The 21,156-nt window shown below is 67.4% G+C and carries 18 protein-coding genes; 9 read left to right on the forward strand and 9 right to left on the reverse strand.

What is annotated here, in order from left to right; all coding sequences use genetic code 11:
• The first annotated feature begins 45 nt into the window (after positions 1 to 45).
• The 3 genes from dapB to Q0897_RS07770 all read left to right on the forward strand — a co-directional run bounded on the left by dapB (position 46) and on the right by Q0897_RS07770 (position 1,946).
• Entirely contained in the window at positions 46 to 777 is a 732-nt protein-coding gene (gene dapB / locus Q0897_RS07760) for a 4-hydroxy-tetrahydrodipicolinate reductase (RefSeq protein WP_299308686.1), read from the forward strand.
• 4 nt (positions 778 to 781) lie between these two features.
• On the forward strand, positions 782 to 1,432 hold the full coding sequence (gene nth / locus Q0897_RS07765; RefSeq protein ID WP_299308688.1) for an endonuclease III: 651 nt from the start codon (positions 782 to 784) through the stop codon (positions 1,430 to 1,432).
• A gap of 64 nt (positions 1,433 to 1,496) precedes the next feature.
• Positions 1,497 to 1,946, forward strand: a complete 450-nt coding sequence (locus tag Q0897_RS07770) for a pyridoxamine 5'-phosphate oxidase family protein (protein WP_299308689.1) — start codon at positions 1,497 to 1,499, stop codon at positions 1,944 to 1,946.
• Between the two features lie 47 nt (positions 1,947 to 1,993).
• Here the strand turns inward: Q0897_RS07770 and Q0897_RS07775 are convergent, their stop codons facing one another.
• The gene (locus tag Q0897_RS07775) at positions 1,994 to 4,264 is read right to left on the reverse strand and encodes an NADP-dependent malic enzyme (protein ID WP_299308690.1); all 2,271 of its coding nucleotides are present in this window, start codon (positions 4,262 to 4,264) and stop codon (positions 1,994 to 1,996) included.
• Positions 4,265 to 4,426: 162 nt separating this feature from the next.
• Between Q0897_RS07775 and mutS the strand changes: the two genes are divergently transcribed.
• Positions 4,427 to 7,051, forward strand: a complete 2,625-nt coding sequence (gene mutS / locus Q0897_RS07780; protein WP_299308692.1) for a DNA mismatch repair protein MutS — start codon at positions 4,427 to 4,429, stop codon at positions 7,049 to 7,051.
• A 32-nt stretch (positions 7,052 to 7,083) separates the two neighbouring features.
• Complete coding sequence (locus Q0897_RS07785; RefSeq protein ID WP_299308693.1) at positions 7,084 to 7,476, forward strand: DUF202 domain-containing protein; 393 nt, start codon at positions 7,084 to 7,086, stop codon at positions 7,474 to 7,476.
• A 6-nt stretch (positions 7,477 to 7,482) separates the two neighbouring features.
• Here the strand turns inward: Q0897_RS07785 and Q0897_RS07790 are convergent, their stop codons facing one another.
• From Q0897_RS07790 to gluQRS, 4 genes are all read right to left on the reverse strand, one after another.
• The gene (locus Q0897_RS07790; protein WP_299308694.1) at positions 7,483 to 7,803 is read right to left on the reverse strand and encodes a hypothetical protein; all 321 of its coding nucleotides are present in this window, start codon (positions 7,801 to 7,803) and stop codon (positions 7,483 to 7,485) included.
• Between the two features lie 64 nt (positions 7,804 to 7,867).
• On the reverse strand, positions 7,868 to 8,440 hold the full coding sequence (locus Q0897_RS07795) for a cob(I)yrinic acid a,c-diamide adenosyltransferase (RefSeq protein WP_299308696.1): 573 nt from the start codon (positions 8,438 to 8,440) through the stop codon (positions 7,868 to 7,870).
• 6 nt (positions 8,441 to 8,446) lie between these two features.
• The gene (locus Q0897_RS07800; protein WP_299308697.1) at positions 8,447 to 8,674 is read right to left on the reverse strand and encodes a hypothetical protein; all 228 of its coding nucleotides are present in this window, start codon (positions 8,672 to 8,674) and stop codon (positions 8,447 to 8,449) included.
• A gap of 5 nt (positions 8,675 to 8,679) precedes the next feature.
• Positions 8,680 to 9,564: a tRNA glutamyl-Q(34) synthetase GluQRS gene (gluQRS, locus tag Q0897_RS07805; RefSeq protein ID WP_299308699.1), complete on the reverse strand. Its 885-nt coding sequence runs from the start codon at positions 9,562 to 9,564 to the stop codon at positions 8,680 to 8,682.
• A gap of 179 nt (positions 9,565 to 9,743) precedes the next feature.
• Here gluQRS and Q0897_RS07810 point away from each other — a divergent pair, with 179 nt between their 5' ends.
• A complete protein-coding gene (locus Q0897_RS07810; protein ID WP_299308700.1) occupies positions 9,744 to 10,352 on the forward strand; it encodes an HNH endonuclease in 609 nt (202 codons plus the stop codon).
• Here Q0897_RS07810 and hemH read toward each other — a convergent pair.
• The 3 genes from hemH to Q0897_RS07825 are packed head-to-tail and all read right to left on the reverse strand — an operon-like array spanning position 10,349 to position 14,860.
• Positions 10,349 to 11,362 carry a ferrochelatase gene (gene hemH, locus Q0897_RS07815; RefSeq protein ID WP_299309090.1) on the reverse strand — a complete coding sequence of 338 codons (1,014 nt, stop codon included), beginning with the start codon at positions 11,360 to 11,362 and terminating at the stop codon, positions 10,349 to 10,351. The genes Q0897_RS07810 and hemH overlap by 4 nt on opposite strands.
• 32 nt (positions 11,363 to 11,394) lie before the next feature.
• Entirely contained in the window at positions 11,395 to 13,857 is a 2,463-nt protein-coding gene (locus Q0897_RS07820; protein ID WP_299308701.1) for a molybdopterin cofactor-binding domain-containing protein, read from the reverse strand.
• Positions 13,835 to 14,860 carry an Mrp/NBP35 family ATP-binding protein gene (locus Q0897_RS07825; RefSeq protein ID WP_299308703.1) on the reverse strand — a complete coding sequence of 342 codons (1,026 nt, stop codon included), beginning with the start codon at positions 14,858 to 14,860 and terminating at the stop codon, positions 13,835 to 13,837. The genes Q0897_RS07820 and Q0897_RS07825 overlap by 23 nt, the downstream gene beginning before the upstream one ends.
• A gap of 142 nt (positions 14,861 to 15,002) precedes the next feature.
• Here Q0897_RS07825 and Q0897_RS07830 point away from each other — a divergent pair, with 142 nt between their 5' ends.
• The 3 genes from Q0897_RS07830 (at position 15,003) to Q0897_RS07840 (ending at position 18,686) form a co-directional block, all read left to right on the forward strand.
• Complete coding sequence (locus Q0897_RS07830) at positions 15,003 to 16,181, forward strand: protease modulator HflK (RefSeq protein ID WP_299308704.1); 1,179 nt, start codon at positions 15,003 to 15,005, stop codon at positions 16,179 to 16,181.
• Positions 16,181 to 17,026 (forward strand): protease modulator HflC, encoded by an 846-nt coding sequence (locus tag Q0897_RS07835; protein ID WP_202082576.1) that lies wholly within the window; start codon positions 16,181 to 16,183, stop codon positions 17,024 to 17,026. The genes Q0897_RS07830 and Q0897_RS07835 overlap by 1 nt, the downstream gene beginning before the upstream one ends.
• Positions 17,027 to 17,147: 121 nt before the next feature.
• Positions 17,148 to 18,686 (forward strand): Do family serine endopeptidase, encoded by a 1,539-nt coding sequence (locus Q0897_RS07840; RefSeq protein ID WP_299308705.1) that lies wholly within the window; start codon positions 17,148 to 17,150, stop codon positions 18,684 to 18,686.
• 79 nt (positions 18,687 to 18,765) lie between these two features.
• On the opposite strand, the gene Q0897_RS07845 is transcribed toward Q0897_RS07840, so the two are convergent.
• The gene (locus Q0897_RS07845; RefSeq protein WP_299308706.1) at positions 18,766 to 21,045 is read right to left on the reverse strand and encodes a PBP1A family penicillin-binding protein; all 2,280 of its coding nucleotides are present in this window, start codon (positions 21,043 to 21,045) and stop codon (positions 18,766 to 18,768) included.
• Between the last annotated feature and the right edge of the window lie 111 nt (positions 21,046 to 21,156).

The following is a 21,156-nucleotide window of genomic DNA, read 5'->3' on the forward strand; positions in this document are numbered from 1 at the left end:
CCCCATGAAGCACGACAACACGCATCAAGGCAAAAGGCAAAATACATGGCACGGATCGGCATCGTCGGAATCAACGGCCGCATGGGGCAGGCACTGGCCAGCGCGATCGCCGCATCGGGCCATGAATGCACCGGCGGGGTCGATCGCGATACCGGCGACATCGCCGCCCTTTCCCGCGACAGCGACGCGCTCGTCGATTTTTCCTCGCCCGACGCGCTCGCCGCTACGCTGGACGCGGCGGTGGCGGGCGGGGCCGCCGTGCTGATCGGGACGACCGGGCTGGACGATACGCATCACGCCGCGATCGATACGGCGGCGCGCGATATTGCCCTGCTGCAAACCGGCAATACCTCGCTCGGCGTGACGATGCTGGCCCATCTGGTGGAGGAGGCAGCCGCCCGGCTCGGCCCCGATTTCGATGTCGAGATCGTGGAAATGCACCACCGCAACAAGGTCGACGCGCCGTCGGGTACCGCGCTTTTGTTGGGCGAGGCGGCGGCGCGCGGGCGTGGCATCGACCTTGCGCCGCATAGCGAGCGCGGGCGCGACGGCCATACCGGCCGCCGGGCCGAGGGGGCCATCGGCTTTGCCGCCCTGCGCGGCGGCACGGTCGCGGGCGAGCACAGCGTGATCTTCGCCGGTGACGAAGAGCGCATCACATTGTCGCATGGCGCGGAAAATCGCATGATCTTTGCCCGCGGTGCGGTGCGCGGGGCCGAATGGCTGATCGGGCGCGCGGCGGGTCGCTACACCATGCCGGAGGTGCTGGGCCTCTAAGCAGATGACCAAGGACCAGATCTTCGAATTCTTCCGCCGCCTCGCCGAAGACAATCCCGACCCCGAAACCGAGCTGGAATATGGCAATGCCTTTCAACTCGTCGTCGCGGTCGCCCTGTCGGCGCAGGCGACGGATGTCGGGGTGAACAAGGCAACCCGCGCGCTTTTCGCAAAGGTGGAGACGCCGCAGCAGATGCTCGACCTCGGCGAAGACGGGCTGAAAGAGCATATCAAGACCATCGGTCTCTTCAATTCCAAGGCGAAGAACGTCATCGCCCTGTCGCGCCTACTGATAGAGGACTATGGCGGCGCGGTACCCGACACCCGGGAGGATCTCGTCCGCCTGCCCGGCGTCGGGCGCAAGACCGCGAATGTGGTGCTCAATTGCTGGTTCGGGCAGGAAACCTTCGCCGTCGACACGCATATCTTCCGCGTCGGCAACCGCACCGGCCTCGCCAAGGGGAAAACCCCCGAAGCGGTCGAGGCCAAGCTGGAAAAGCGGGTGCCCGGCCCGTTCCGCATGGGCGCGCATCACTGGCTCATCCTGCATGGCCGCTATGTCTGCAAGGCGCGCACGCCCGAATGCTGGCGCTGCACCGTGGCGGATCTGTGCAGCTTTCGCGGCAAGGTGATGGAAAAACCGGCGAAGCGGTAGCCGCGGTGCGGAACGGGGCGCCCGTCCCGCCCGTTTCCCTGGTCTATCCAGCAAAGGAACGACCATGGCGAAAACCGACACTGCAAAGCATCTCGACCATATCGCAAAGGCGATGAAAGACATCGATTTCGTCATGCTTAACACCCATACGGAGGGTGGACGGATCGGCGCACGCCCGATGAGCAACAACCGCCAAGTCGATTACGACGGCGACAGCTATTATTTCACCTGGGAAAAATCCCGCATGGTGGAGGATATCAAGGCCGATCCGAAAGTCGGCTTGTCGCTCCAGGGCAAGGGATCGCCCGATGGCGCGCCCGGCATCTTCATCGCGATCGAGGGCGATGCCAAAATCGTGCGCGACAAGGCCGCATTCGAGGAGCACTGGGTCGAAGAGCTCGATCGTTGGTTCGAGGACGGGATCGACACCGACGGCATGATCATGCTGCACGTGGCGGCCACCCGCGCGGCATACTGGGATGGCGAGGACGAAGGCGACTTCGAAATCGCGTAAATGCAGCGGCGGGGCGGACGCATGACGCCTTGCCCCGCCGGCCGCGATTACCCCACCACCTCGGCCGCGGCGAGCACGGCGAGGGTCAGCACTTCGGGTGCAATGCTGGTCATCGGCGCGATCTGCACCGGCTTCTCCATTCCGATCAGCATCGGGCCGATCGTCGATGCACCCGCCAGTTCGCGCAGCAGTTTCGCCGACAGGTTCGCCGATTGCAGGCCCGGCATGATGAGCACGTTGGCCGGCGACGACAGCCGGCTGAACGGATAGAGCTTCATGACGTCGGGGTTGAGCGCGGCATCGGGCGCCATCTCGCCTTCATATTCGAAGCCGGGATCCTCCTCGTCGAGGATGTGCACCGCGTCGCGGATATTCTCCAGCCATTTGCCCGACGGATTGCCGAAGGTCGAATAGGACAGGAACGCCACGCGCGGTTCATGGCCGAGCCGCCGCGCGACCTTGGCCGTTTCTTTTGCGATATGGGCGAGCATCTTCGCATCGGGGCGTTCGTTGATCGTCGTATCAGCGAGGAACACGGTGTAGTTCTTGCCCAGCATCATGTGGATGCCGAACGGCACCTCGCCCGGCTTCGCGTCGAGGACCAGCCCGATTTCGCGCGCGGTCTGTGCAAACGGGCGGGTGAGGCCCGTGATCATTGCATCGCCCTTGTCCAGCGCGAGCAGCAGCGAGGCGAACACGTTGCGGTCCTGGTTCACCATGCGGCGCACGTCGCGTTCGGTATAGCCGCGCCGTTGCAGCCGTTCGTACAGGAAGTCGACCATGGCGGGCACATGCTCGCTATCGGCGGAATTCTGGATTTCGTAGCTTTCGGGATCGTCGACGCCCAGTTCGCGCAGCTTGTCGCAGACCGCGCCGGTGCGCCCGACCAGCACGGGTTCGCCATAGCCGAAATCGCGGAACTGGATCGCGGCGCGGATGACGACATCCTCCTCCGCCTCGGCAAAGACGACGCGCTTGGGGTTCTGCTGCAGGTTCTCGTACACCTTGGTCAGGACCGAGGTGGTGGGGTTGAGCCGCGCTTTCAGCGACATCTTGTAGGCGTCGAAATCCTCGATGCTGCCCTGCGCAACGCCCGAATCCATCGCCGCCTTCGCGACGGCGGCGGACACCCGCTCCATCAAACGCGGGTCGAACGGGGCGGGAATGATGTAATCCTCGCCGAACTGGTGATCGACGCCATAGGCCGCGGCGACTTCCTCCGGCACGCGTTCGCGGGCGAGTTCCGCGATGGCTTCGGCGGCGGCGATCTTCATCTCCTCATTGATGGCGGTCGCCCGCACGTCGAGCGCGCCGCGGAAGATGAAGGGGAAGCCGAGCACGTTGTTCACCTGGTTCGGGTAATCCGAACGGCCGGTGGCGATGATGGCGTTGGGCTTGACCTCGCGCGCGAGTTCGGGGCGGATCTCCGGCTCCGGATTGGCCATGGCGAAAATGATCGGGCGGTCGTTCATCTTTGCCACCCATTCGGGCTTCAACGCGCCCGCCGCCGACAGGCCGAGAAAGATGTCGGCACCGACCAGCGCCTCTTCGAGGCTGCGCTTGTCGGTTTCCACCGCGTGGGCCGATTTCCACTGATCCACATCGTCGCGGCCGGGATAGATCGGGCCGGAGCGGTCGCACATGATGACGTTTTCATGCCGCACGCCCATCGCCTTGATGAGAGCGGTGCAGGCAATGGCCGACGCGCCCGCGCCGTTCACGACCATCTTCACATCCTCCATCCGGCGCCCGGTGAGGTGCAGCGCATTGATGAGGCCGGCGGCGGCGATGATCGCGGTGCCGTGCTGATCGTCGTGCATGACGGGAATGTTCATGCGTTCGCGCAAGGCCTGCTCGATGATGAAGCATTCGGGCGCCTTGATATCTTCGAGGTTGATGCCGCCAAAGCTCGGCTCCATCAGCGCGACGGCATTGATGAAGGCGTCGGGATCCTCGGTCGCGAGCTCGATATCGATGGAATCGACGTCGGCGAAACGCTTGAAGAGCACGGCCTTGCCCTCCATCACAGGCTTGGACGCGAGCGCGCCGAGATTGCCCATGCCGAGGATGGCCGTGCCGTTGGAAATCACCGCGACGAGGTTGGAGCGCGCGGTATAGATCGCCGCGGTCGACGGATCGTCGGCGATGGCCTGCACGGGTGCGGCGACGCCGGGGGAGTAGGCGAGGCTGAGATCGCGCTGCGTCGCCATGGGTTTCGACGCGACGATCTCGATCTTTCCGGGTCGGATCGTGGAATGGTAGAACAGCGCCTCACGCTCGGTAAAGCTGCTGTTCCGATTGTCGCCGTCATTCGCCAAAATGGCCTCCCGTTGGAATACACCTGCCGAAACGCCCTATCGCGCAAATCGCGTTCGGGATAGGGCGCGCGCCCAAGTTTTCGATTGTCCCGGCTTTTTCGGCGGGGGATAGCCAAACGCCCGGCTTTGGCGAATCGTTCATGCTGCGCTACGCGATGCGGCATGGCAGGCGGTCCCACCCCGATGATGGCGCAATATCTGGCGTTGAAGAGCCAGGCCGGCGATTGCCTGCTGTTCTATCGCATGGGCGATTTCTTCGAACTGTTCTTCGACGATGCGCGCCGCGCCGCCGCCGTGCTCGACATCGCATTGACCAGCCGGGGCGAACACGATGGCGCACCGGTGCCGATGTGCGGCGTGCCGGTCCATGCGGCGGAAAGCTATCTTGCCCGGCTGATCCGCGCAGGGTGCCGGGTCGCCATCGCCGAACAGGTGGAAACCCCGGCCGAAGCGAAAGAGCGCACCAAGCGCGAGGGCGGCGGCTCCAAGGTGCTGGTCCAGCGCGACATCGTGCGCTTCGTGACCGCCGGCACCCTGACCGAGGATAATCTGCTCGAATCGCGCAGGGCCAACATGCTGGTCGCGCTGGCGCCGCTACGCGACCGCGTGGGTATCGCGGCGGTCGACATTTCGACAGGGTCGATGGTCCTCGAAAGCCACGAGGCGGGCGGCGTCGCGGCGGCGCTGTCGCGGATCGGGGCGAGCGAGATCGTCGTGCCGGAGGGGTGGGAGTTCGCACCCGATGGCGCGCCCGCCGATGCCATCGCGCGCCCGGCGGCGGAGTTTGCGTCCGACAGGGGGGAGGCGCGGCTGAAATCGCTGCACGGGGTTGCGACGCTTGACGGGTTCGGCGCGTTCGACCGGGCGGCGCTGGCGGCGGCGGGCGGGCTGATCGCCTATCTCGACCATGTCGGACGCGGGCAATTGCCGCTGCTGCTCCCGCCACGGGCGCGGGCGGCGGACGGCCATCTCGCCATGGACGAGGCTACGCGGGCCAGCCTCGAGATCCTGCAATCGGCATCGGGCACGCGTTCGGGCAGCCTGATCGATTGTGTCGACCGGTGCCTGACCGGGGCGGGCGCGCGCCTGCTCGCCGAGGATCTGTCCGCCCCGCTGACCGAGGCGGAGGCGATCCGCGAGCGGCTGGCGGCGGTGGACCGGCTTTACGGCGATGCCCTGCTGCGCGAGGATCTGCGTGGGTTGATGCGCGGCCTGCCCGATATTGCGCGCGCACTCGGCCGGGTGGTCGCCGGGCGGGGCAGCCCGCGCGACCTCGGGCAGATCCGCGACGGGCTCGGCCTTGCCTACGAGCTTCACCTGCTGCTGGAGGAAATGGGCGAGCGTCCGGCGCTGTTCGAACGGCTTCGCCCTGCGCTCACCGGCCATGGCGCCTTGGTGGAGACGCTCCTGCGCGCGCTGGTCGAGACGCCGCCGACCGAGCGGGCGCAGGGCGGCTATATCGCGAAGGGTTACGATGCCGCGCTCGACGAATTGCGCGACATTGCCAAGAACGGGCGGCAGGCCATCGCCGCGCTCGAACAGGATTACCGCGATACGACCGGCATCGCCGCGCTCAGGATCAAGCACAATGGCGTGCTCGGCTATTTCATCGAGGTGCCTTCGCGCCATGCCGATGCGCTGATGGCGGCGGACAGCGGCTTTACCCATCGGCAGACGATGCAGAGCGCGGTCCGCTTTAACGCGCTGGCGCTCCACGAACAGGCGAGCCGCATTGCCGAGGCCGGCGGACGCGCGCTCGCCGCCGAGGACGCCCATTTCGAGGAGCTGGTCGCGAGGACCGCCGCCCATGCCGAGGCGATCGCCGCCACGGCCCATGCGCTCGCGCGGATCGACGTGTGCGCAGGACAGGCGGAGCGCGCCGCGGAGGGCGGATGGGTGCGGCCCGACATCGCCGATGCCCCCTGCCTCGACATTCGCGGCGGGCGGCACCCGGTGGTGGAGGCCGCGCTGGCCAAGGGGCGCGACCGTTTCGTCGCCAATGATTGCGCGCTGTCGGACACGGACCGGCTCTGGCTCATCGGCGGGCCGAACATGGGCGGCAAATCGACATTCCTGCGGCAAAACGCGCTGATCGTCCTGCTCGCGCAGGCGGGCGGTTTCGTGCCCGCCGACAGCGCGACGATCGGCCTCGTCGACCGGTTGTTCAGCCGGGTCGGCGCGTCGGACAATCTGGCGAAGGGGCGCTCCACCTTCATGGTCGAAATGGTGGAAACCGCCGCCATCCTGTCGCAGGCGACCGACCGCAGCTTCGTCATCCTCGACGAGGTCGGGCGCGGCACCTCCACCTATGACGGGCTGGCGCTGGCCTGGGCGGTGGCGGAAAGCGTGCATGGCATGGTGGGGTGCCGGTGCCTGTTCGCGACGCATTACCATGAACTGTCGCGCCTTGCCGAAACATGCGAGGCATTGTCGCTCCACCATGTCCGCGCGCGGGAGTGGAAGGGCGATCTCGTGCTCCTGCACGAGCTGGCGGAGGGGCCGGCGGATCGCAGCTACGGGCTTGCGGTTGCGCGGCTGGCAGGCGTGCCCGCGCCTGTCATCGCGCGGGCCAAAAAAGTGCTGGAAAAGCTGGAGAAAGGGCGCGCGGAAACGGGCGGGTTGGCGGCGAGGCTGGGCGAATTGCCGCTGTTCGCTGCCGCCGCCGAAGCGGAGGAGCAGCAGTGCGACACACTGCGCGACACGCTCGCCGCGCTCGACGTGGATGCGCTGTCGCCGCGCGATGCGCTCGACATGCTCTACCGGTTGAAGCGCGAGGCCGCCGATTGACCCATGCGGCGGGGGCCGTCATGCTCTCACCCATGACAGAGGACGAGATCAAGTCGGAGGACGCCTCCAGCCGGACCCATCTCGCCGAGGACCGCACGATCATGGCGGTGGAACGCACCTTTGCCGGCTGGATGCGCACGGCCTTTGCCGCGATCGGCATCGGCATCGCGTTTCGCGCCCTGTTCGGGGAGCTGGATCCGCCGTGGCTTGCCCGCGTGATCGCGACGATGTTCATGGTGCTGGCCGCGATGTTCGCCATCGGGGCGGAACGGCGGGCGTGCAGGGCGCTGACCCGGATGAACCCGCACGAGGTGGATTCGCCGGACATGCCGCGCCTGAAATGGATCGCCTATGCGGTGGCCGCCGGCGCGATCATCCTCGCCATCGCGATATGGCTGGCGCGGGACATCGGGGCCGGCGGCTGAACCGGATCAGCTGTCGGAATGGCCCGGCTCGTCCTTCATGATGTTGGACTTGCCGTATTTCTTCTCGTTATCGTCGTGGTTCGGCTCGCCGCGATAGGCGCTCATGTCGATGCCGCCGGTGTCCATCTGCTTCATCTTGTCGACAAGATCGCCCTGCGTGCTTTCGTCGAGCGGGCCTTTCTCGGGCTTCTCGCTATCCTCGTCGAGCGAATAGCTCGACACGCGGCGGCCCTGCGCCTGGCGCGAGACGGTCTGCGCCTGCGTATCCTTGTCGCGCTGTTCGGTGTTGAGGTTTTCGTGGGCGTTGTCGTTGGTGGGGTCTGCCATGGTTCAATTCCTGTTTGCGTTTGCCTACAGGAACGGGCGGCAAGCCTCCCCGGTTCCAACGCGATCAGCCGCGATTGGCGCCCGGCACCCACAAAACATCCGACCGCCCCCCGTCATTGAGCGCGCGTGCCGCCACGAACAGGTAATCCGACAGCCGATTGACATAGGACAGCGCCGCGGGATTGACGGCATCTTCGCGGCTCAGCGCCACGCATGCACGCTCCGCCGAACGCACCGACGCCCGCGCCACATGCACCCGCGCCGCGGCCTCGCTGCCGCCGGGCAGGATGAAGCTTTTCAACGGCTCCAGTTTTTCATTGAGCGCATCGATCCGCGCCTCCAGCCAGGAGGATTGCGCGTCCGTCATGCGAAGCTGCATCTCGCCGGGCGTGAAATCGTCGCCCGGCGTGGCGAGATCGGCGCCAAGGTCGAAAAGGTCGTTCTGTATCCGGCGCAGATCGCCCGCGATATCGCACTCCGGCATGGCGCAGACCGCGACGCCGATGGCGCAGTCGGCCTCGTCCACGGTGCCGATCGCGGCCATGCGTGCGGCGTTCTTCGCGACGCGCGACCCGTCGACCAGCCCCGTCGTGCCGTCATCGCCGGTGCGCGTGTAGATCCTGTTGAGCCGGACCAAGTGCGATCAGCTATTGATGACGAGCAGCAGCGCCACGACGATGATCGCGGCGGCCTGATACTTGATGCGCGCGAACATCGCCTTGTTCTGGCGGAGCTGCATCATCTCGATCCGTTCGTCGCCGCCTTCGAGGTCGAGTTTCGTCGTCTGAAGGAACGCGACGATCCCCTTCACGAGCGAGACGACGACCATGATGGCCAGGATGGCGATGACGATGGCGAGAATGGTGTTCATGCCATTCAAGATAGGGGCACCGGCCGCGTATTTCCAGCCCCCGCCCCCTCGCCTCTTCCATCGCCCCAATACAACCCGTCGCCGAGGCGCCCGGCCCGCAAATCCGCCGCCAGTGCGCGCCCGTCCACCCCGGCATCCCGCATGTCGGCGAGCGAGGGCGAACCGCGCCGCTTCGCCAGCTTGCGCCCGTCCCCTTGCACGATCAGCGCATGGTGATGCCACACCGGCACGGGCAGGCTCAGCAAGCCTTGCAGCAGGCGGTGCACATGGGTCGCGGCGAACAGGTCCATGCCGCGCGTGACGCAGGTGACCCCGTCCGCCGCGTCGTCGCACGTCACGGCGAGGTGATAGCTGCCCGGCGCATCCTTGCGCGCGAGCACGATGTCGCCGAAGATGTCCGGCGTCGCGCGTATTTCGCCGCGCCGCTCGTCCCGCCAGGTGAGCGGCCCTGCGCGGTCCAGCGCCGCCGCCATGTTGATCCGCCACGCCACCGCCCCATCGCCGGCCTCGTGGTCGCGGCCCCTGCACGTGCCGGGATAGACCGGGCCGTCGGGACCGTACGCCGTTGCCGCGGCCGCGATCTGCGCGCGGGTGCAGCGGCACGCATAGGCCAAACCCATCGCGCGCAGGCGGGCGAGCGCGTCGGCATGCGCGCCGATCCGCGCCGATTGCCGGATGACCGCCCCGTCCCAGCCGAGCCCGAGCCAGCGCAGATCGGCCAGCGCCCCTTCGGCGAATTCCTCCCGGCTGCGCGCGCCGTCGATATCCTCGATCCGGAGCAGGAACCGCCCGCCATCCGCCCGCGCCCGGTCATGCGCGACGATGGCCGCATGGGCGTGGCCGAGATGCAGGGGGCCATTCGGGCTGGGCGCGAAGCGGGTGACGATCATCGCCGCGCAGCATAGCGCCGGTGCGCCCCTGCGAAAGGGGCGATCATGCGTCCGTTGCGCATATGGTCTTGACGGGATCGCCGCTTGCGGGCAGCAATGGCACTTACGATGCGTCATCAACCTGTCACGCCTCACTGCGATAGCGTCCCGGCACTCATTGGAGGAGGCCGGATAACGGCATGTTCAGCAACGCGCTGATCGAACAACGCGTCACGCTCGCCAGCGCAAGGGAGGATCCGACCCGCGCGCTCGGCCAATGTCCTGCCCTTGTCCTCAACGCCGATTATTCGCCGCTGTCCTATTACCCGCTGTCGCTCTGGCCGTGGCAGACCGCGATCAAGGCCGTGTTCCTCGACCGCGTCGATATCGTCGCAAGCTATGAACGGCAGGTCCATTCGCCCTCCCTCGACATGCAGATCCCGTCGGTCATCGCGCTTCGCGAATATGTGAAGCCTTCGGAATTTCCCGCCTTCACCCGCTTCAACGTGTTCCTGCGCGACCGGTTCGAGTGTCAGTTCTGCGGCAGCCCGAAACAGCTGACCTTCGATCATGTCGTGCCCCGGCGGCTGGGTGGAAAGACGAGCTGGGAAAACATCGTCGCCGCCTGCGCGCCCTGCAACATGAGGAAGGGCGGACGCACGCCGAAACAGGCGAACATGCAACTGAAACTCGCACCGATCCGCCCGACCAACTGGCAATTGCAGCAGCGCGGCCGCGAATTTCCGCCGCATTACCTGCACGAAACCTGGCGCGACTGGCTCTACTGGGACATCGAGCTGGAAGCCTAGATCCAGCCGGACAATTCCCGCCGGATCAGCGTTTCGAGCATCGCCATCCCCGGCTCCCCGTCGTTGAGGCAGGACAGCGCATCGAATTGCGTGCCGCCATTGCCGACAAAGCTTTCCCGCCCCCGGATCGCCAGCTCTTCGAGCGTTTCAAGGCAATCGGCGGAAAACCCCGGCGCCGCGATGGCCAGCCGCTTCGTCCCCCGCTTCGCCTCCTGCTCCAGCACCGTGTCGGTCGCCGGCTCAAGCCATTTGGCCCGGCCGAAGCGCGATTGAAACGTCGTGTCGATGCGCAGGTCCGGAAACGCGGGCGCCAGCGCCGCGGCCAGCAGCCGCGCGGTTTTCCGGCAATGACAGTGATACGGATCGCCCAGATGCAGCGTGCGTTCGGGCATCCCGTGAAAGCTGAGCAGCAGCACCTCCGGCATTTCGGCAAGCGCCTCGATCTGCCGCGAAAGATCCTCCGCCAGCGCCGCGATATAGGCCGCGTCGTCGTGATAGGGCGGCAAGGTGCGGATCGCCGGCTGCCAGCGCATGTCGGCCAGCACGCGGCCTAGTTCGTCCACCGCCGTCGCCGTCGTCGCGCCCGAATATTGCGGATAAAGCGGCGCAAAAAGAATGCGGTCGTGGCCGGCATCCTTCAACGCCTGCACCCGCGCCGGGATCGACGGATTGCCATATCGCATCGCCCAGTCGACCGTGACCCCCTCGCCCAGCCGGTCCTGCAACCGCTCGGCCTGACGCTTCGTGATCGCGGCGAGCGGCGACCCGTCCTCGCCCCACACCTGCGCATAGGCGTGGGCGGATTTCGCGGGCCGCGTGTTGAGGATGATCCCGCGCAGGATCGGCTGCCATGCGATGGCGGGAATTTCGACGACGCGGCGATCGGACAGGAATTGTTTGAGGTAACGCTTCACCGCCCCCTTTTCCGCCGCATCGGGCGTGCCGAGATTGGCCAGCAGCACCGCAATGCGTGCCGTCGGGGCCGCCGGGTGATCGGCGGGGCGCGGCATGGGGGTTGCGGGCGTGGCGTCGTGGGTATCGGTCATGGGATGCTTTCATTCGAAAGGGCGGGGTCGGCGCCAGAGTCTTCGGGTGGGTCAACGGGCGGGGGGCCATCGCCCGGCTCTGCCGCCCCGGCATCGGTGGGGGCTGCCATCGGCGGCGGCGGCACCAGAGGTTCGGCAACCATCGGCAGGCGGCGGAACCGTTCGCCCGTCGCGGCGTGCAGCGCATTGGCAATGGCGGGCGCAATGACCACGGTGCCCAGTTCGCCCGGATCGAACGGCGGGAAATCGTTGCGGGCAAAGCCCACGGTAATCTCCGGCGCGCGCGACAAGGGCGGCAGGTTCAGCGCGCCCATCGTCTCCTCCCGCGGCAATCCGCGCGCGTAGCTGGCGCGGGAGCCGAGCGCGAGGCCCATGCCATACAGCAATCCGCCCTCGATCTGTTGCAGCGCGAGTTCGAGATCGACGACGCGCCCGATGTCGCAGAAGGCCGCGATGCTGGCGACCTCGGCGCCCATCGGGCCGCGCCGGGCGCGAACGATGGCGGCAATCCGCCCGCCGCCGTCGGCCCGGCCCGCGGGGTCGCGCATGTGCCAGCAGGCAATCCCCTGCCCCGATCCGGCGACGCCGCCGTCCCATTCGCCGATCTGCGCCGCGCCCTGCAGGCATTCGGCCAGCCGCACGTCCCCGCCCAGCATCGCCACGCGGTAGGACAACGGCTCCGCCCCCGCGGCGCCCGCCATCTCGTCCATGAAACTCTCGGTGATGAAACAGCATGCCGCATCGCCATTGCCGCGGATCCGCCCGACCGGAAGGCCGATCGCGGCGGGCACCGCCTCCACCCGCATGGCGGGAATGCGATAGGGCGGGGCCGCACCGAACAGGGCCGGCGGATCGACCGCATCGTCGTTCGCCGCCATCGCCGCGGCGGGCGCCATGCGCGCGAACAGCCGGTCGTGCATCTGCCGCGCCGGTGCCGGGGTAGCGATGCGCGACTGCCACGCGGCGATCAGTCCGTTGCGCCCCGGCACGGCGCGGACCTGGGCCGCGACCGGTGCGCGCGGCATTTCGGTCAGCATCTCCTGCCATCGGGAATAGCTCAGCTGTACCGGCCGCCCGGCCGCCCGCGCGATCAGCGCCGCCTCCCGCGCGATGCGAATGTCGAGCCGCGCATCGAAACTTCCGCCCGCACCGACCGGATAGACGACGACATCGCGCGCCCCCATGCCGAGCGCGCCCGCCGCCGCGCGCCGCGCCTGCTCCGGCGCCTGCGACGCGATCCACAGTTCCAGCCTGCCATCGGCGAGCCGCGCCGTCGCACTCGCGGTTTCGAGTGTGCCATGCCATGCCGGCGCAATGTCGTAGCGCGCCGCGATCGCATCGGGCCGGTCGAGCAGCGGCACCGGATCGCCGGTTTCGTGAACAGCGACCGCCTCACCCTTGGTCAGCGCGGTCTGCAACGCCGCCTCGATGCGAATATCCTCGGACAATTCGCCCGTCGGGGCAAAGCGGGGGGCGAGCGCCTTCACTGCCTTTTCCGCCGCCCACGTGCTGCGCGCCAGAGCGGCGATCCATTCGTCGTGGACCACCCGCCCTTCATATCCGGTGATGCGCCGCGCCGCCTCATGATCGAAACCCGTCAGCCGCGCACCCGGCAACGGCCCGTGCGCGATGGCGGCAAACAGCATGCCGGGCAGGCGTATGTCCGCGGCAAAGGGAAAGCTGCCGTCGACCTTGGACGGCGCGTCGAGCCGGGGGTAGCTTTCCTGCGGCCCGGTAAAGACCGGCGCGGCCGTCTCGCTCGCCGGGGTGGGGTTGAGCAGCGGGGGATCGGGCGCCTCGAACCCGGCGGCGTCATCGACTAGATCGGCGAAACGCACGCGCTTGTCGCCGTGGATGATGAAGCCACCCTCGGCGCGGCATTCCTCGAACGCGACGTCCCACCGCTCCGCCGCTGCCATCGACAGCACCGCGCGCAGCCCCGCCGCCGCCTCGCGCAGCGGCGTTTCATACGCCGCAAGCGCCGTACCGTCTGCCGTCGCCATCAGCGTCTCACGCTGTGCATGGAGTTTCGCCAGCGTATCGCCGGGCGTGTCGGCGATTCCTGCGAACCATCCCGCCCAGAGCTGCGCCCAATGCGCGGCGAGCACCGGGTCGGCATAGGTCGCGCTGATCGCGGCGGGCTCCACCGCGATCTGCCGCCAGTCCGCGCCGAGCTCCTGCGCTGCGATCCGGGGCAGCAGCGTCGTCGCCCCCTGCCCCATTTCGAGCACCGGCACCGCGATCGACACCACCCCATCGCGCGACAGCTTGATCCAGCTGCCAAAGGCGCGCTGCCCTTCGCCGGGCGGGATCGGCACCGGGTAGTCGCGCGGGATGAACGTCCATGCCGCGATCAGCCCGCCGCCCGCCGCCGCCCCGATGAGCAGGCCGCGCCGAGTCACGCGCGCACGACCCCCGCCGGCGCGCGATGCGGGATCAGGCTTTGGCGGTGTCGGCATCGGCGTTCACGCTGTCGGCAAAGGCCATGACCTGCCCGGCGAGCTCGGCGAACAGGTCCGAAATCTCACCCGACCCCGCGGCGGGCGGCGTGCCCGCGTCGCTTTCCTCGCGCAATGTCATGGTGAGCGGTATGCGCCCGAGGAAGCGGCGGCCGAGTTCGCGGGCCGCCGCCTCCGCCCCGCCGGCGCCGAACGGGTCGCTCACCTCGCCGCAATGGGGGCAGGCGAAACCGGCCATGTTCTCGACAATGCCGATGGTGGGCACCGCCGCCTTGTCGAAAAAGGCGATGGCGCGGCGCGCGTCCATCAAGGCGAGATCCTGCGGCGTGGAGACGATCACCGCGCCAATGGGCTTGAATTTCTGGATCATGGTGAGCTGCACGTCGCCGGTGCCGGGCGGCAAGTCGATGACAAGATCGGTGACGTCGCCCCAGTCCGCCTCGATCAGCTGGGCCAGCGCATTGCCCGCCATCGGCCCGCGCCATGCGATCGCCTGATCCGGCGTGGCGAGATGACCCATCGACAGCATCGGAATATCGAGCACGCCGGTCACGGGGATGAGCTGCTTGTCCTTCGCCTGCGGCTTCTTGTCCTCGCTATGCATCAGGCGCGGTTGCGACGGCCCGTATATATCCGCATCGACGAGGCCGACGCGGCACCCGGCACGTTTCATCGCGACGGCGAGATTGGCCGACACCGTGGATTTGCCGACGCCGCCCTTGCCCGAACCGACCGCGATGAGGCGCGGTTTCGGCTTTTCAGGGCCGCGCTCCGCCGTCATGGCGATGCGAAGCGGCGGCAGGTCCATGCCCGCGAGCGCGGCGCGCATGCGATCTTCGAGCGCGGCGCGCGCGCCATCGTCCAGCCCGCCCACCTCGACGACCAGCGTCACGGCATTTTCGGTCAGGCGCACGCCTTCGACACGGTCGCCGGCCACCGGCGCGAGTGCGGCACGGATGGCGGCCTCGCGCCCCTGGCCAGCGCCTTGTTGGGCGTCATTCATGGTGTTTCCTTTACGATCATTCGCACCGGTTCGCATTTAACAGCGCAAAAAGCCACCGACAGCCCCTGTTTTTGCGCCTCTCAATAGCTATAAGGACATCATGGATAAAACGGGCGGGTCCCTGAAGGACAGGATTTTGGCAATGGCCGGGCGCAACCCCTGGGGGGGATCGTCGGGCGACGACGATTCGGATCGCGGCCCCGGCGGCGAACCGGACACCATGCCGACGGGCGATGGCAGCAAGCCGAAAAACCCCTGGCTGCCGGGCGGCGACCCCACGGGGCAGGGCAACCCGGACGGGCGCGCGCCGGGTCGCAAGCCATCGAATATCGAGGATATCTTCCGCGCCCGCCAGCGGCGCGGCGGCGGCGGTGGCGGCGGTTCGCCGCAGTTTCCCCGTGCGCCGGGCGGCAGGAGCTGGACCCCGTACATCATCGTGGCGGTGGTACTTCTGTGGCTGTTCCTGAGCTCGGTCCACCAGATCAATGCCAAGGAACAGGGCATCGTCACCACGGCGGGCAAATATACCCGCACGCTGAACCCCGGTCTGCATCTCACCCTACCCTGGCCGATTCAAAGCGTGTCGGACATGGACGTCACTTCGATCCGGCGGGACAATATCCCCGACGGGACGGAGGAGAAGCTGATGCTGACCGGCGATCAGAATCTGGTCGACCTGTCCTATCTCGTGCGCTGGAACATCAAGGATCTGAAGCTCTACAGCTTCCAGCTCGCCGAACCCGATGAAACCGTGCGCGAGGTGGCCGAGGCCGCGATGCGCGCCAGCGTCGCCGAGGTGAAGCTCGACGATGCGCTGTCGGGTGCGGGCCGGGCACAGATCGAACAGGCCGTGCGCGCCCGGATGCAGCAATTGCTCGACGCCTATCGTTCGGGCGTCGCGGTGCAGGGTGTCGAGATCAAAAAGGCCGACCCGCCGACCCGCGTGATCGACGCGTTCAAAGAAGTTCTCGCCGCGCAGCAGGACGCGCAGTCCGACATCAACCGCGCCCGCGCCTGGGCAGAGCAGGTCACCGCCCGCGCCGAAGGCGAGGCCGAGGCCTTCAACCAGGTGTATAGCGAATATCGCCTCGCGCCCGAGGTCACGCGCCGCCGGATGTATTACGAAACCATGGAACGCGTGTTGAGCCAGACCCCGAAGACCATCGTGGAGGCCGACGGCGTCGTGCCCTACCTCCCCCTCCCCGAAGTGAGCCGCAGGCGCAGCGGCGGCGATGCCGCGCCGAACGCCGCCACGCCGGGCGCCTCCGCACCGTCGCGGGGACCGGCCGCCAATGGCAACAACGCTGCGGGAGGCCAGTGATGGAACACATCTGGAACCGGTACAAGGCGCTCATCATCGCGGTGATCGTGCTCGCGCTGATTGCCGCCGCGTCGATCGTGGTGGTGCCCGAAACGCAGCAGGCCGTGATCATCCGCAATGGTAAGCCCGAACGGGTCGCGAACCGTTTCCGCCCCAATCTCGACTATGGTCAGACGGGCGCGGGCATCGTGTTCCGCATTCCGCTCATCGAACGGGTGGTGATGGTCGACAAGCGCGTGCTCGACGTCGACATGCAGCGTCAGGAAGTCCTGAGCCGGGATCAGCGCAGGCTCGAGGTCGATGCCTATGCCCGGTTCCGCATCATCGACCCCACGCTCATGGTGGAAACCGCTGGCAGCACCGAGCGCGTCGCCGAACAATTGCAGCCGATCCTGAACTCCGTCCTGCGCCAAAGGCTTGGCACGCGCAGTTTCCAGGCGCTGCTGACCGCCGAACGCGGCGAGGCGATGGAGGAGATCCAGCAAGGGCTCGACCGGCAGGCGCGCGAATATGGCGCGCAGGTGATCGACGTGCAGATCAAGCGCGCCGATCTTCCGCCGGGCCGTCCGCTGGAAACCGCGTTCACCCGGATGGAATCCGCCCGTAAACAGGAATCGGACACGATCCGCGCTCAGGGTCAGAAAGCGGCGCAGATCATCCGCGCCGGCGCCGAGGCCGAAGCGGCCAGCACCTATGCCGACAGCTTCAACCAGGATCCGGAATTCTACGATTTCTACCGCGCGATGCAGAGTTACGATGCGGTGTTTGCCGGCGACAATGAAAACAGTTCGATCATCCTGTCGCCCAACAACGAATATCTGCGGCAGTTTCGCGGCGGCCGCTGACGTTGAAATCGGGCCATTCAATGGCCATTCATGGGATGCGGTGTGAAATCACGCCCGACCGGGGATGGGACGGCCGGACCGCAGAGGTCCGGTGCAACAGAAACGAACGAGGATAGAACCTTTGCGCTACGCCTATTCGCTTACCACCGCGCTGCTCCTGGGCGGCGCCGCGGTTTCCCTCGCCACCGGCTATCCCGCCGGGGCGCAGATCGCGCAGAACGACGACGCCACGATGAGCCGGGTCGTCCCGCGCAGCGGCGCGCCCGCAAGCTTTGCCGATCTCACCGAACAGCTCGCCCCTGCGGTCGTGAACATCTCCACGCGCCAGCGGGTCGAGGTGCAGGAACAGAACCCGTTCGCCGGCACCCCGTTCGAAGGGATGTTCGGCCGGCGCGGCGGCGGCGGGGCACAGCCGCAGACCCGGGAGGCGCAATCGCTGGGTTCGGGCTTCATCATCTCGGAAGACGGCTATGTCGTGACGAACAATCACGTCGTCACCGCACAGGGCCGCGCCACGATCGAGGAAATCACCGTCACCCTGCCCGACGGGCGGGAATATGAGGCGGAGCTGGTCGGGGCGGATCCCGAATCCGACCTCGCCGTGCTCAAGGTCAACCGCGACGATCCGTTCCCCTTCGTCAATTTCGGCGATTCGCGTCAGGCGCGCGTCGGCGACTGGGTCATTGCCATCGGCAACCCGTTCGGCCTGGGCGGTACGGTCACGTCGGGCATCATCTCGTCCGTGTATCGCGCGACGGGCGGCGGCGGCGCCTATGACCGGTATCTGCAGACCGACGCGGCCATCAACCGGGGCAATTCCGGCGGGCCGATGTTCGACATGCAGGGCAATGTGATCGGCATCAACAACGCCATCTTCTCCCCCACCGGGGGCAGCGTCGGCATCGGTTTCGCAATTCCCGCCGAAACCGCCGCGCCCATTGTGCGTCAGCTCATCAGCGGCGAGGAGATCGAGCGCGGCTATCTCGGCATTCAGATTCAGGCCGTCGACGACGATCTTGCCTCCTCGCTCGGCATTCGCCGCAACCGGGGCGAATTCGTGCAATCGGTGGTGCCCGGCGGCGCCGCGGCCGAAGCGGGCCTGCGCGCAGGCGACGTTGTGATCGAAATCAACGGCAAGGAAATCACGCCGGAACAGACCCTGTCCTTCGTGGTGTCGAATATCGAGCCGGGCACGCGCGTGCCGATCATCGCGATCCGCAATGGCGAGCGCGTGCGCCTGACCGCCCAGATCGCGCAGCGCCCCTCGGCCGAGGAGCTGGCGCAGCAGAACCAGTTCATGGCGCCGGAGGAAAACGGCGACAGCCTGGAGCAGAGCGAACCGAGCGGCGAGGATTCCTCCATCGGGGAGGCGCTCGGCCTGTCGACCACGCCGCTCACGCCGCAGATCGCGCGTCAGCTCGGCGTGTCCGACGACACCGGCGGGCTGGTCGTCGCAGGGGTCGCGCGCTCGTCCGACGCCGCGGCAAAGGGTCTTCGCCGCGGGGACATCATCCTCAGTGCCAATTACCGTTCGGTCAGCAGCAATGCCGATCTGGAGGCGGTGATCCGCATGGCACAGGACGAAGGCCGCGAGGCCGTTCTGGTGCGGGTGCAGCGCCGCGGACAGCAGGCGGTCTATATCCCGCTCCGCATTCGCTGAACCAGCGTTCGTCCATGAAAAAGGGCCGCTTCCCCATCGGGAGGCGGCCCTTTTTTCATGCATGGCCCTTGGCGGGTGATCAGGGCGACTGCGGCGCAATCGGGGTCCGGGTCGGAACAGGGGTCGGCGTCGGCAAGGGCCGGGACCGCGGCGGGGCGGTGCCGGACGGCGCCCCGCCCTGTGCCCCCGATGTCCCGCCGTCACCGCGTCCGGTCGCCCGGTTCAGGAAATCCTCATTCGCGGCGGGCGGCGGCGGCGGGGCGGACGGCATGCGATCCCCGTCGTCCCGGTTCCGGCCCCGATACTCGTCGCGCGGGCGCACGACGCGCGGCTCATCCGGCTCGCTCCCGCGATACCGGTAATCCTCGTCATATTCGTCGCCGTAGCCCGGCCCGTAACCCTGGTCATAACGGCCCCAGCCATCGCCGCGCACGGGGTCGACCGGATTGCCGTCCTCGTCCATGAAATAATAATCGTCGGGATTGCCGAACCACGTCTCGTCATCGGGTTCGAGCTGCCATTCGGGAAGCTGCAATTCGGTCTGGAACTGTTCGACCGGGCGTTTCGCGACGGCGCGCCGCATGAAATCGGCAAAGGCGCGGGCCGGGGCGGCGCCGCCCTGCAACCCGCTCACCGCCTTTGCATCGTCGCGGCCCATCCAGACCCCGGTGGTGATCCCGCTCGAAAAGCCGAGGAACCAGCCATCCTTGTTCGAGCTGGTCGTGCCGGTCTTGCCCGCGACGGGCCGGCCGATCTGCGCCGCGCGGCCGGTGCCCGTGCTCACCGCGGTCTGCAACAGATCGGTCATCGCCGCCGCGACATAGGGCGCGACGAGCATCTGTTCGCGTTCCGGCTGACGGCGATAGAGGAGCGATCCGTCCGCCCCCGTCACCTTCGTGATGCCATAGGGGGTGACCGAACGCCCCTGCGCCGACACGGCGGCAAAGGCGCGGGTCATGTCGATCAGCCGCGTTTCCGACGCGCCCAGCACCATCGAGGGAAACGTCGAAATCGGCGTGGTGATGCCGAACCGCCGTGCCATGCTGGCGACCGTGCCGAAGCCGACCTCCTCGCCCAGCTGCGCTGCGACGGTGTTCTTCGAATAGGCGAAGGCGCTGCGGAGGTCGATCTGTCCGGCATAGCGGCCGCCGGAATTGCGCGGGCTCCACCCCTCGATCGTGACGGGCTTGTCGACCACGGCGGAATCGGGGGTGTAACCCGCCTCCAGCGCGGCGAGATAGACGAACAGCTTCCACGCGGAGCCGGGCTGCCGCACCGCCTGCGTCGCGCGGTTATAGTTTGATTTCACGTAATCCGCCCCGCCGACCAGTGCGAGCACGGCCCCGTCGCGATCCATGCTGACCAATGCGCCCTGCGCGCCCGAGGGGGCGTTGTTGCGGATCGCGGCGGTGGCGGCGTCCTGCAATCCGGGGTCGAGCGTGGTCCACACCTCGATCGGCTCGAACGTATTGGGGAGCAGCATGTCGAGCTGCGGCAGCGCCCAGTCGGTGAAATAGCGGACCGAATTCTGACCGTGGTCCTTTTTCAACCGGACCGTTTCGGGATCGACATTGCGCGCCTCATACGGGCTGATGACGCCTTCCTGCGCCATGAGGCGCAGCACGATGCTCGCCCGCGAAACGGCGGCCTCGGCATCGGCGGTGGGGGAATATTGCGACGGCGCTTTCACCAGCCCGGCGATGATCGCGGCCTCCGGCGTCGACAGCTCGGTCGCAGGATGGCTGAAGAAAAGCCGGCTCGCCGAATCGATGCCATAGGCGCCCCCGCCGAAATACACCTTGTTGAGGTAAAGTTCGAGGATCTCCTCCTTGGTGAATTTCTGCTCCAGCGCGAGGGCGAGGATCGCCTCGCGCGCCTTGCGCTCGAACGTGCGATTGTTGTTGAGGAAGATGTTGCGCGCGAGCTGCTGCGTAATGGTGGAGCCGCCCTGCCGCCAGCGCCCTTCGCGCGCGCGGACCCAGAGCGAGCGCAGCACGCCGACCGGATCGACGCCGTAGTGCGAGTCGAAGCGCCGGTCCTCGACCGCGATCATCGCCCCCTTCATCACCTGCGGGATCTCGCGGGAATTGAGCCATTCGCCATAGCTGGGGCCGAGTTGGACAATCTCCGTCCCGTCGCGTGCCCGCACGACGATCATCTGCCCATGCTCGCTCGCGCGCAGGGCGGCGTAGCTTGGTAACGAACGCGCGGTAAACGCCACGGCAAGGAACAGCCCCACCGCGGCCAGAACCACGAGCGCGGTCCCCCAGCCCAGCACCCGGCCAAGCCAGCGCCGTTTCCGCTTTTCGGGTTTGCGCGGCCGGCGCGGAGTGGGTCGCCGCCTGCTGTCGTTCGCCATTCTGGTCCGTCAATCTGCCGCGGGAAGGCCCCGCTTCGCGCCTGTGTCTAGCGACAGATGCACAGGGGTGCCAGAACCTTCGATGAACGCAAGGCAGGAAGCGGGCGACTG

It is taken from the genome of uncultured Croceicoccus sp. (assembly GCF_947496385.1).
Classification (GTDB): Bacteria; Pseudomonadota; Alphaproteobacteria; order Sphingomonadales; family Sphingomonadaceae; genus Croceicoccus.